The sequence below is a fragment of the Arthrobacter sp. AOP36-C1-22 genome, assembly GCF_052377515.1.
In the GTDB taxonomy this organism is placed as follows: Bacteria; Actinomycetota; Actinomycetes; order Actinomycetales; family Micrococcaceae; genus Arthrobacter_H.
The window spans coordinates 1-11,846 of sequence record NZ_JBQSWW010000001.1; the positions used below are offsets into that span (position 1 = coordinate 1).

Annotated in this window: 12 protein-coding genes; 3 read left to right on the forward strand and 9 right to left on the reverse strand. The window is 64.9% G+C overall.

Annotated features, from left to right (window positions below; all coding sequences use genetic code 11):
- Window positions 1-329, forward strand: a 329-nt coding sequence (locus ACT3S6_RS00005; protein ID WP_444553218.1) for a DUF2249 domain-containing protein, incomplete at its 5' end; no start/stop codon positions are given.
- Between the two features lie 130 nt (window positions 330-459).
- On the opposite strand, the gene ACT3S6_RS00010 is transcribed toward ACT3S6_RS00005, so the two are convergent.
- The 3 genes from ACT3S6_RS00010 to mca all read right to left on the reverse strand — a co-directional run bounded on the left by ACT3S6_RS00010 (window position 460) and on the right by mca (window position 3,255).
- Window positions 460-1,740: a dicarboxylate/amino acid:cation symporter gene (locus tag ACT3S6_RS00010; protein WP_096223404.1), complete on the reverse strand. Its 1,281-nt coding sequence runs from the start codon at window positions 1,738-1,740 to the stop codon at window positions 460-462.
- A gap of 182 nt (window positions 1,741-1,922) precedes the next feature.
- A complete protein-coding gene (locus ACT3S6_RS00015; protein ID WP_143413271.1) occupies window positions 1,923-2,255 on the reverse strand; it encodes a hypothetical protein in 333 nt (110 codons plus the stop codon).
- Window positions 2,256-2,337: 82 nt separating this feature from the next.
- Window positions 2,338-3,255, reverse strand: a complete 918-nt coding sequence (gene mca, locus ACT3S6_RS00020) for a mycothiol conjugate amidase Mca (RefSeq protein WP_441379824.1) — start codon at window positions 3,253-3,255, stop codon at window positions 2,338-2,340.
- Window positions 3,256-3,325: 70 nt separating this feature from the next.
- Between mca and ACT3S6_RS00025 the strand changes: the two genes are divergently transcribed.
- Window positions 3,326-3,769, forward strand: a complete 444-nt coding sequence (locus ACT3S6_RS00025) for a DUF4307 domain-containing protein (protein WP_087000426.1) — start codon at window positions 3,326-3,328, stop codon at window positions 3,767-3,769.
- A gap of 215 nt (window positions 3,770-3,984) precedes the next feature.
- Entirely contained in the window at window positions 3,985-4,476 is a 492-nt protein-coding gene (gene greA / locus ACT3S6_RS00030; RefSeq protein ID WP_087000423.1) for a transcription elongation factor GreA, read from the forward strand.
- 71 nt (window positions 4,477-4,547) lie between these two features.
- Here the strand turns inward: greA and ilvA are convergent, their stop codons facing one another.
- The 6 genes from ilvA to guaB all read right to left on the reverse strand — a co-directional run bounded on the left by ilvA (window position 4,548) and on the right by guaB (window position 11,820).
- Complete coding sequence (gene ilvA, locus ACT3S6_RS00035) at window positions 4,548-5,819, reverse strand: threonine ammonia-lyase (RefSeq protein WP_096223406.1); 1,272 nt, start codon at window positions 5,817-5,819, stop codon at window positions 4,548-4,550.
- Between the two features lie 26 nt (window positions 5,820-5,845).
- Window positions 5,846-6,994, reverse strand: a complete 1,149-nt coding sequence (locus ACT3S6_RS00040; protein WP_444553219.1) for an AI-2E family transporter — start codon at window positions 6,992-6,994, stop codon at window positions 5,846-5,848.
- A 53-nt stretch (window positions 6,995-7,047) separates the two neighbouring features.
- Complete coding sequence (locus ACT3S6_RS00045; protein WP_096223344.1) at window positions 7,048-7,965, reverse strand: aldose 1-epimerase family protein; 918 nt, start codon at window positions 7,963-7,965, stop codon at window positions 7,048-7,050.
- A gap of 119 nt (window positions 7,966-8,084) precedes the next feature.
- Window positions 8,085-8,894: a Bax inhibitor-1/YccA family protein gene (locus tag ACT3S6_RS00050; protein WP_096223345.1), complete on the reverse strand. Its 810-nt coding sequence runs from the start codon at window positions 8,892-8,894 to the stop codon at window positions 8,085-8,087.
- A 132-nt stretch (window positions 8,895-9,026) separates the two neighbouring features.
- Entirely contained in the window at window positions 9,027-10,310 is a 1,284-nt protein-coding gene (locus tag ACT3S6_RS00055; protein ID WP_096223346.1) for a BtrH N-terminal domain-containing protein, read from the reverse strand.
- 4 nt (window positions 10,311-10,314) lie between these two features.
- Entirely contained in the window at window positions 10,315-11,820 is a 1,506-nt protein-coding gene (gene guaB, locus ACT3S6_RS00060) for an IMP dehydrogenase (protein WP_096223347.1), read from the reverse strand.
- Window positions 11,821-11,846: the final 26 nt, after the last annotated feature.

The following is an 11,846-nucleotide window of genomic DNA, read 5'->3' on the forward strand; positions in this document are numbered from 1 at the left end:
CCCCCTCAAAGGACTCCGCAACCCAGGAGGAGTCCGACGGCGGTGTCGCAGCTGTTTCGGCGCCCGCCGGCGGGGGTTGTGCCTGCGGTGGACACGACGAGGAAGGTCTGGCGGAGCTGGACACCCGGGTCATCCCGCATGCCATCCGCCATGCGACGATCTTTGGTGCGTTGGAGGGCTTGGCCCCGGGCCGGGGCATCTTGCTGATCGCCAACCACAACCCGTTGCCGCTCTTGGCCCAACTGGAGCAGCGTGCCGCCGGTCAGTTTGCCGTGGAGTATGTCGAGGAGGGGCCGGAGACCTACCGGTTGTCGATGATCCGCCGCTAGCCCCCCACCGTCGCTCCCGCGGGAACGCCAGCAACCGAAGAATTCCGGGCACTACTGATCTCGATCAGTAGTGCCCGGAATGGTTTTAGCAGCCTTCCGGATGCCGCTTCCCGACCGCAGGAAGGGGTTGCTAACCCAGGGTGTGGGCCGTCGCCCCCGGGGCTTCTCCCGCTGCGACGTCCTCGTCGGCCGGATCTTGTGCCTGCGCGCCAAGGTTGCCGCTGGTGAGCTTATTCATGATCATCGCGATGGCGCCATCGCCGGTCACATTCGTGGCCGTGCCGAAGCTGTCCAGAGCAATATAGGCGGCGAACATGAGCCCCACCTCTGCCTCGCCGAACCCGAGCATCTGCGTGAGCAGCCCGGCAGCCGCGGCGATCGCCCCGCCGGGCACGCCCGGAGCGGCAATCATCATGACACCCAGCATCAGGATGAACGGCAGGTAGGAGCCGAAGCTGGTTTCCCCGCCCGTGAGTAGCAGGACGGCGAACGAGAAGCAGGTGATCTTCACCATCGACCCGGAGAGGTGGATGGTGGCACACAGCGGAACCACGAAGCCCGCAATGGAGTCGGAGACGTTATTCTTTTTCGTCGAGGCCAGGGTCACCGGAATCGTCGCCGCCGACGAGGAGGTACCCAGCGCGGTGAAGTACGCGTCACGCATATTCCATAGGGCCTTCAACGGGTTCACCCCGGCCATTCCGCCGGCCACCGAGTACTGCGCCAGCAGCACGACGAAGGTCAAGGCAAAGGAGACCACTGCCACGAGCAGGAACTTCGTGAGGACCGTGACCGCGGAGCCGCTGGCGGAAAGATCCATGAAGATCCCGAAGATGAACAGGGGCAGGGCCGGCACAATGATGCGCCGAATCACGATCTCGATGATGGTGCGGAACTCGACGGCTCCCCGGAACAGCACCTTGCTGCGGAATGCCGTCAGGCCGATGCCGATGATAAAAGCCAGGACCAGCGCGCTCATGACACCGATGACCGGTTCTAGAACGATTTCCGTGGCAGAATCTCCTGCGCTGGCCACCACCGTGAGGTAGGGGCTGAAACCGGATCCGGAATCTTCGCCGATGGTATCCAGGCCCCCGCCCGCCAGCGACGAGGTGAACAGCCAACGACTCACGAAGTAGGCCAGCAGTCCAGCCAACACCGTGGAGCCATACGCGATCAACGCCGTCACCCCCAGCCATTTGCCGGCGCCCTTACCGAGTTCGGCGATCGCGGGCATGACGAGCCCGAGGATAATCAGCGGCACGATGAAGCCCAGGAAGCCAGAGAAGATCGAGTTGTAGGTCATGAAAACCCCGCCGAGCCAGGCAGGCATCACGGGGCCGGTCAGGACTCCCAAGACGATGGCGATGATGACCCAACCGAGCAGCGGGAATGATTTGAGCAACTTGATGACGGTCCTCCGGTCAACTGAATTACAGCGCGCCGGAATGCACGACGCGATTGTGGCGCAGACCACGCCTCGGCAATATTAGACGGAGCGTGGCAAAACACACAATCCAGCACAGGGCCCTGCTGGCGGCGGCTGGTTCCCCCCCCGGGCCGGAACTGCGAGGGAACGCCAGATCCCGCGGATCAGCGGGCCGGGCCCTGGCCGTCGTCGTCGTTCTCGGTCCCGTCGCCGAAATGAATACTGCCATCGGGGCCCGGGTTGCTGCGTGGCGGGAACTCGTCGCTGGCCGCCTGGCGTTCGCGCCCGCGTTCCACCAATTCGTTTTGGCGTTCCTCAGCGGTTCCGGCATAACGGACCCGCCGGATGCGCCGTGTCATGTCCCTGATCAGGAAGATCACCACGATCACCATCGCCGCGGTGGCAACGAAACCCGCGAAGCCCGGGCCGATCTCACGGGCGGCATCTCCGGTGGGGACAGCCGGAGCGGAGCTGGCGGCGACCAGCACTGAAGACAACAGGTTCACTTTTGCTCTTTCTTGGTGGGTACCGGCCCTGGCCGGCCCGCCTAGTCTACCCGTGAGGCGGACAACGGCAGACTTAGCGTAGACCCGCGAAAAGATCTGTTTCGGGTGTCGGGGCTTCGACACGGGAGGTGACCAACGTGTAGTCCTCCCAGGGCCAATACTTTTCGTAGACCCACGTGGGAACGGCAAAGAAGAAGCCCGCCGGGTCGATCTGCGTCCGGTGTGCCACCAAGGCGCGGTCACGGGCTTCAAAGAAGTCGGAGCAGGCGATCTGCGTCGTGGTCTCGTGCGGGCTGACCCAGCGGAACATCTCTTCGTCGGGGTGCGCTTCAAAGGCCTTGACCCGCTCTTCGTAGGGGGAATCAATGCCGTTCTCCACCATGGCGTAGTGCAAGGTGCGAATACGGTCCGGGCTGAAGGCGCGGTCGTAGTAGAGCTTGGAGACCTCCCACGGCTCACCCAGTTCGGGGTAGCGGGCGGGATCGGCAGCTGCTTCGAAAGCCTCGACGGATACCCGGTGGGTCATGATGTGGTCCGGATGCGGGTATCCCCCATTTTCGTCGTAGGTGGTCATCACCTGGGGACGGAACTCACGAATCAATTTCACCAACGGGGCGGCAGCCCGCTCGAGGCTCTGGGTGGCGAAGGACCCGAAAGGCAGCGGTGGCAGCGGGTCCCCCTGCGGAAGGCCCGAGTCCACGAAACCGATCCACCGGTGCTCGATGCCCAACGCGGCGGCGGCTTCGGCCATTTCCTTGCGACGCAGGCCCGCCAGATCCCGGTGGGCGTGGGCCAGTTCGCCTGCGGACGCGTTGAGAATGTCTCCGCGTTCCCCACCGGTGCAGGAGGCCACCATGACACGCGCCCCGGCATGGGCGTAGGCGGCCATCATGGCCGCACCCTTACTGGACTCGTCATCCGGGTGGGCATGGACAGCCAGAAGTCGGAAACCCTCTGACGGCGGGACGGGAACGACCCGGGATTCTTCCACGATGAGCTGCTCCTCAATGCCATCAGGACGGCCGGTTTGCCGTCCTGCGAAAAGACCTAGACTGGTGGGGATGAACACCCAGCAGCCGGCGCCCCCTCCTTCAACGGACGACGCGCCACCGTCCAGCGTAGCCAATCGTTATGGCGCACCCAAGCGCGGCCTGACCCGGCGGCGCAAAATCGTCATGATCTCCGTGGCCCTCGTCCTGGCGATCATCGCCGCAGGCGTGGTCGCCTGGTGGAACGTCAAGCCCTATTCGAGCAAAGATGTTGCGTTCGACATCACCTCAAACACGAGCGCCAACGTCACCATCCAGCTGGAAAAGAAGCCCCGGGACACCGTTTCATGCAATGTGCGGGTGATGAATGAGTCCTACGCCGTCGTCGGTTGGAAGACCGTCACGTTCGGGGCCACCGAAGGCACCGGACGCGAAACGATCATCAAGGACTTTGACCTGCGCACCGAATCGCTCGGAGTCACCGGTGGAGTGACCACCTGTTGGGTCGCCGGCTAGGCCAAGTATGACCACCGTGGGGTAGGCCACTTGGGGTTTCGCCGGATAATGGCTAAAATCGTTCACATACGATCCACCCCGCCTTGAACTGGTGACGGACCGCGGTTCTTCACCACGTATGGCGGGGTCTTTGCTTGCATCGCCTCGGGCGGGGCAAACACTGCAGTTCAGTGGCCGGTCATCCGACCGGCCCATTTACTACAAGGAGAAGTACGTTGACCACCAACCATGAACCGGCTCTCTGGCTCACCCAGGAGGCATACGACCGCTTGTCCGCTGAACTTGAGCACCTGCAGGGTCCCGGCCGCGCTGAGATCGTCGACAAGATCGAGCAGGCCCGTTCCGAGGGCGACCTGAAAGAAAATGGTGGCTACCATGCCGCCAAGGAGGAACAGGGCAAAGCCGAAGCCCGGATCCAGTACCTCTCGGACTTCCTGCAGAAAGCCGAAGTCGGCGACGCCCCGGCCGATGATGGCGTGGTGGAGCCCGGCATGCTCGTCGAGGCGAATATCGCCGGCGACAAAACCACCTTCCTCTTCGGCAGCCGCGAAGTCGCCGGCGACTCGGGTCTCGAGGTCTACAGCGAAAAGTCACCCATCGGCGCTGCCGTCCATGGCAAGAAGGTCGGCGATAAGCTCAGCTACACCGCGCCGAACGGTAAGTCGATCGACGTGGAGATCATTTCCGCGACGCCTTACGTCGGCTAAGTACCTGCCGCTGCGGCCTGCATCTCCCCCCGGGGAGATGCAGGCCGCAGGTTTTTAACCAGAAAACCTGCTCAGGTGGTGATGATGAGCGGCTGGAAGCCTTCCGCGCGCAAGTTGTCCAGCACCTGTTCGGAATGCAGGTGGCCCTTGGTCTCCATATCAATGGTGATGGCCACATCCCCCATCGACAGCGAACCACCGATCCTGGTGTGGTCCACTCCGGTGACGTTGGCATCGGATTCGGCGATCACCCGGGAAATCGTGGCCAGCTCTCCGGCCCGGTCATCGAGCATCATCCGCACCGTCAGGTAGCGTCCAGCGACCGCGAGGCCACGCTGGATCACCTTCAGCAGCAGCAACGGGTCGATATTGCCTCCCGAGAGGACGACGGCGGTGCGCTGAGAATCGATGCCCAGTTCGGCCAGTTTGCCCTCCAACAGGGCCGCGACCCCGACGGCGCCCGCCGGTTCCACCACGAGTTTGGAGCGCTCCAGCAAGAACACCAGGGCCCGGGCCAGCGCATCTTCGCTGACCGTCACGACGTCGTCCACCAGCTCACGGATGATCGTGAACGGCAGTTGGCCCGGACGGCCCACGGCGATGCCGTCGGCGATCGTGGAAACCTTCTCCAAGGGCACGAGCGCGTCGGCGGCCAGCGAGGGCGGATAGGAGGCAGCATTCTCGGCTTGGACGCCGATGACCCGGATCTCCCGGCCCTGTTCGCGGGCCTTGGCTTTCACCGCCGTCGCCACGCCGGCCAGCAGGCCTCCCCCACCGACTCCCATGAGCACGGTGTCGACGTCGGGCAGTTGTTCCAGCAGCTCCAACCCGATGGTTCCCTGACCGGCAATGATGTCGGCGTTGTCGAAGGGGTGCACAAACACCGCTCCGGTGGCGTCGGCATAGCGTTGGGCCTCCGCAAGCGCCTCATCGACGTTATGCCCGTGCAGGATCACTTCGGCACCGTGATCCTTGGTCGCGGTGAGTTTGGGCAGGGCCACACCCAACGGCATATAGATCCTGGCGGTGATACCCAGTCGTGCGGCGGCCACGGCGACACCCTGGGCGTGGTTGCCGGCCGAAGCGGCGACGACACCGCGGGCCTTCTCTTCCTCGCTCAGCCGGGCCATGCGCACATAGGCGCCACGGACCTTGAAGGAACCAGCACGCTGGAGGTTCTCGCATTTGAGGTAGACATCGCTGCCGGTCAAGGTTCCCAAGGCACGGGAGTGTTCCACCGGGGTGTGCGCGATGACGCCCTCCAGGAGCTCGGCGGCTGCTTCGATATCGGCCAGGGAGACGGGCAGGGTCTGGTGGGTGGTGGTATCGGGTGGCTGCTGCATGGGGACGCTTTCATCAAGGGAGTCGGTCACCGGGGGGGTTCTCCGGTGCGGGGGCCGGGCGACGGGACGGCATCGGTTTCGCCGTCGAGGTCTGCCGGCGCAGTGAATGGCGCGCTGGGACCCGGGGGCGGATCGCCATCCACGGCCCACGCCCCGGGGGTTTCCCAGCCGCGCGCCGAAATATAGCGGATCATGGTGTTCAGCACGGCCATCACCGGCACGGCGAACAGGGCGCCGGTGATACCGGCAATGAGCGTGCCGCCGGTCACGGCCAAGACGACGGCCAAGGGGTGGAGGCTCACCGCCCTGCCCATGACCAGCGGCTGCAAGATATGAGATTCTGCCTGCTGGACCAGCAGGACGACGGCGAGCATGACGAGCGCGTTGATCCAGCCGTTGGCCACCAGGGCCAAGAGGACGGCCAGGGCGCCGGTGGCCAGCGCACCGATGATGGGGATGAACGAGCCCAGGAAGACCAGTCCACCCAACGGAAAGGCCAGCGGTACCCCGAGGATGGCGGCACCAACACCGATACCGACGGCGTCGATGAAGGCGACAAAGAGCTGCACCCTGGTGTAGTTGACCAGGCTGATCCAGCCCCGGCGTCCGGCGCCATCGGTCGCGGCGCGGGCCCGACGGGGCATCAGCCCCACCACGAACGTCCAGATGCGTTCGCCTTCGAGGAGGAAGAAGACCAACGAGAAGAGGGCCAGCAGCAGGCCGGCGGCACCGTGCCCGAGCGCACTGCCCCAGGACACGGCACCGCTGAGGATCGTGTCACTATTGGATTGCAGCTGGCTCAGGGCCCCGTCGAGGTAGCGATCCAGGTCTTGGTTGCTCAGCTGGAGGGGCCCGTCCGATAGCCAGTGCTGGACCTGGGAAACGCCGGCCAGTGCCTGCTGCCATAGGCTCATCATGCCCCGGGCCATGGTCCGCCCCACCAGCGAGAGCAAAATGGTGATGACGGCCAAAAACAGCAACATGGTGACCCCGGTGGCCAACCCGTTGGGGAGCTTCCACCGCCGCAGCAACCGCACCACCGGCATCAGCAACCCGGCCAGAAGTGCAGCGATCATCAGGGGGATGACCAGCAGGGAAACGTGGCTGAGGAGCCAGAGCATCAGGCCCGTCGTGGCCACGATGATGGCTACTCGCCAGCTCCAGGCTGCGGCCATTCGCACACCATACGGAAGATCCCCGGTGACGTTGCGGTGTCCCGGCTCGGGGGTTAGAGCCATGATTCGATGCCCCAACGCCCGATCAGGTGCTCATGTGGGGCCAACCAGGTCAGTCCGTCACCTGAATTGAAGGCATTCGCCGGCGCCGTCATCGGCTCGATGGCCACCGCCAACGGCTGGCCGGCGTACCCCTCGGTGACGAAGACTTGGGCGTACCCGAAGCCGGCATCGGCCCACAGCCCGACGGCCCGCCCGTCGGGCGCGGTGAGACGGTGGTGGTGTACCCCGTCGTCGTGCAGGGTCAGTCCGGTCAAGCCGATATCGATGCGCAGGTCTCCCACGCGGCGTCCGGCGCGCAGATCAGTATCCCCGTCCACGGGCGAGGTCCCGGTGGGGATGAGTCGTTCGTCGGTTTCCAGGACGGTGTCGGCCTGCACGGTCACCAGCAGTTCTTCGGTGGGCACCTCCCCCAACCGTAGATAGGGGTGGGCCCCGAGTGCTGCGGGGGCCTTGCGTTCACTGTGGTTCAGCAAATCCTGGGTGACCGAGAGCCCGCCTTCTGCGTCGAGGGCGTAGGTCACGGTATGGGTCATCCGGAAGGGGAAACCGTGCTGCGGGAAGATCTCGGCCGAGAGGCAGATCAACGATTCGCTGGAGGCCTCGAGGCGGTATCCGGTATTGCGCAGCAGGCCGTGGATGGCGTTGCCGTTGGCCACCTCGGTCAGGTCCAGTTGCTGGGTCTGCCTGTCCAGTTCCCACCGCCCGTCACGGATCCGGTTCCCCCAGGGGGCCAGCAGGATTCCCGAGCCGGAGGGCGGCAATTCGTGTTCACCGAAGGGCTGGGCCAGGTCGATGCCGTTCCGGCGGTAGATGCGCAGGGCCGCAGCCAATTCGGTGACGACGGCTTCGGCTCCGCCGCCGCGGATCGTGAACTGCCGACCCGTGGGCGCGGCCGTGGTTCCACTCATCGCTGTTCCCTTCCTGGCTGGATGTTCTCCTACGATATCGCCGCGGGGAACCGGGTGCCGCATACATGACGACGGCGGCACCCTGAGGGGCACCGCCGTCGTCCGTGATGGATTCGTGCCTAGAGTTCTCGCATGATGGCGATGATGCGCAGAATCTCCACGTACAGCCACACCATGGTCACGGTCAGGCCGAAGGCTGCGGTCCAGGCGAACTTCGCCGGGGCGCCCTGTTCGACGCCGCGCTGGATCTGGGTGAAGTCCAGCACCAGCGAGTAGGTGGCCAGCAGGACGGCCAGCGCACCGATCGCGAGGCCCATCCATCCCGAACGGAGTCCGAACATGGAATCGGTGACGCCGAACAGCATCAGGCCCAGGTTCACCAGGCTGAACAGCAGGTAGGCGCCCATGGCGATGGTGAACATCTTGGTCATCTTCGGGGTCGCCCGGTATTTGCCGGAGCGGTAAAGCAGCAGGGTCACGGCGAAGACGGAGAAGGTGGCCAGTACCGCCTGGACGGCAATGCCCTCATACATGCCGTTCAACACCGCCGAGATGGCACCGAGGAACACGCCTTCGGCCGCGGCATAGAGCATGATCAACACCGGGGAGGGCTCGCGCTTGAAGATGTTGACCAGCGCCAGCACGAAGCCGACGAGCATCCCTGGAAGCATCAGCGCCGGGACCTGCCAGCCGATCACTGCCGTGATGACCAGGAGGCCCCACATCAGCACGGTCTTGGAGACGACGTCGTTATAGGTCAGCCGTCCGGTCTGGGCCGGTGAGGCTGACGGTGAGTTGTAGAGATCCTGCAGGGACTGCGAGCTCATCGGCTCGGCCGTGCGCTGGTCACTGGTGGTCGTGTTCCCCTCGGGCCGCATTTGCTCGCGGAACGCCTTGGACTGGAACATCGGGTTGCCCCCACGGGCCATGGTGTTCTCCTCAATAAGTTCGTTTCACTGATCCTACCGGGTACAACGCATGGGCCGACAAAAATGATCCCCGAAGTGACAACGGTTTTTCCGGCGCTCTTCCCGCCGTCGCCGCTCCGCCACGGACGCCGCCTACTCGCTGATCGTGGCGAGCACCTCGACGAGTCGGGTTGCCGCGTTTTCCTCGGCCACGGCCAACGGCTCCACCCGGTCGGCGATGGCTGCGAAATGCCCGCTTCGTTCATCCGGGTCGATATCGGGATCAATCATGTCGGTCAGCTCATCCCACTGTCCGGCCACAGCCCGGTAGTCGGGGCTGCACTCGGCCAGCCGTTCAAGGCCCGGCAGCTCCGAGGCCTCGTCGAGGAAGTCTGCGTAGAGTCCCCGCAGTCCTCCCGGGCCTCCGTAGCGTCCATCGGTGAGGAACTCGACGACCGTGTCCAAGGCGTGGGCCAGCCGGCCCGGTTCGGAGAGGAGCCCGGTCCACCCCTGAGCCGAAGTGGTGTCACGCAGTTGCCCGGCCCAAGTGCGCAGGCCGGTAATCCCCACCTGTGGGGCGAAGTGTGCCGGCAGGTCGTTCAGATCGCTGGTCCCCAGCAGACGCCCGGTGGTCTCTTCGATGGCTTGAAGGATGTTTCTTTTCAGCGTTTCAACATCGGGCCCACCGGAAGAAGGCACCCATGCCTGCCAGTTCTTCAGGGCCTTGAGTCGACTGCGGGCAGCGGCCAAGGTTTCGGGGGCAATCAGCTGCAGTTCCCCGGAGCCGTCATCGATGATCAGCTCCTCCTCGTCATGTTCGCCGAGTACCGCCACATCCACTGGTTCGTCCTCATCGGCGATGCCGATCTCCATCCACGGCAGGGAAGCCCTGCTGATCCGGACGACGACGGCACGGCCGGCGTCCAGTCCGGCGTCCAAGTATTGGGCAGCCAGCCGGGCGCTGCCGGTCTTCTGCTCGCGAACCTTTGCCCCGCTGCGGGTTAACAGATTCGCCGTATAGGGCTCGGGGTGGGCCCGGGTGACCACCGTGGCGGTCGTGGTCGATGCATCGTCGAAGACGAACACCATGAAACCGATGCCCCCGGCCAGGCCGGCCAGCAGTGCCTCGCTGAGCGGCTGGCCGGTCAGCGGGTGGGCCACCCCGGCCTGGGTGAGCACCCGGTGCCAGAGACCTGCGTCGTACTGGGTCACCCCAGCCGGTGCCGGGTACTCCGGTAGCTCATGAGGATCCGCCGCCGGTTGACCCGACCGGGCAGCCGGATCGCCCGCGCGTATCGGGGTACCCGCTGGAGCGGGGCGCGCCGAGGGACGTTCGGGACGGCCGTCGAGGAGGGCCTTGCGTGCTGTGGTGTAGGACTCCCCCGTACGCTCCATGCGTTCACGGGTGAGCTTCTTGAGCTGCTTCGGCTGGGCCACGTGGTTAGCGCGTTCGGTAGTTCGGGGCTTCGACGGTCATCGTGATGTCGTGGGGGTGGGATTCCTTCAGCCCCGCAGCGGTGATGCGCACGAATTTCCCACGCTCCTTCAACGCCGGAATCGTGCGTCCGCCGACGTAGAACATGGTCTGGTGAAGCCCGCCGACCAACTGGTGTGCGACGGCTGCGACCGGGCCGCGATAGGGAACCTGGCCTTCGATGCCTTCGGGGATCAGCTTCTCGTCCGAGGGGACGTCGGCCTGGAAGTAGCGGTCCTTCGAGAAGGACGTGTTCTTCCCCCGGGTTTGCATGGCGCCCAAGGAGCCCATGCCGCGGTAGGCCTTGAACTGTTTGCCATTCATGAAGACCAGTTCACCCGGGGATTCGGCCGTGCCGGCCAACAGGGAGCCGAGCATCACCGAATCGGCGCCGGCGACCAGGGCCTTGCCGATATCGCCCGAATGCTGCAGACCGCCATCGGCGATCAGTGGCACGCCTGCGGGGATGGCCGCCTTGGCGGATTCGTAGATGGCGGTGATCTGCGGGACACCCACGCCGGCGACAATACGCGTGGTGCAGATCGAGCCCGGACCGACCCCGACCTTGATCGCGTCCGCGCCGGCATCGATGATCGCCTGGGCCCCCTCACGGGTGGCCGCCTGACCGCCGATGACATCCACATGGGCTGCCGCCGGGTCCTTCTTCAGCCGGGCGATCATATCCAGCACACCCTGGCTGTGGCCGTTGGCCGTATCCACGACCAGGACGTCAACCCCTGCCTCGACCAGGGTCATGGCGCGGTCGTAACCTTCACCGAAGAAGCCGACGGCTGCACCAACGCGCAGACGCCCCTCCTCGTCCTTGGTGGCCAGCGGGTACTGCTCGGCCTTATCGAAGTCCTTGACGGTGATCAGGCCCTGCAGGACGCCGGCGTCGTCGACCAGCGGGAGCTTCTCGATGCGGTGCTTGCTCAACAGTGCGATGACTTCATCGCGGGGAACACCGACCCTCGCGGTGATCAGCGGCATCGCGGTCATCGCCTCGTAGACCTTGGTGGTCAGGAACTGTTCGAGGGGGATGAAGCGGGTGTCCCGGTTGGTGATGATGCCCAGCAGCTTCTTTTCCGCATCCACGACCGGCAGTCCGGAGACCCGGTAGTGGCCACAGAGGTCATCCAGCTCCTGCAAGGTAGCATCCGGGCTGATGGTCACCGGGTCGGTGATCATCCCTGATTCACTGCGCTTGACCTGGTCGACCTGGCGGGCCTGGTCGTCGATGGAGAGGTTGCGGTGGATGATGCCGATGCCGCCTTGGCGGGCCAGCGAGATCGCCATCGGCGCCTCGGTGACCGTATCCATGGCCGCGGAGAGCAACGGGATGTTGATGTTGATCCGCTTGGTCAGCCGCGTGGAGGTATCCGCTTCCGAAGGGATGACGTCCGTGGGCCCGGGCAGCAGCAGTACGTCGTCGTAGGTGAGGCCTTCAAGGGCAAAGGGATTGAACTCGGACACGGGGAACCTTTCGAAGCCGTCAGAGG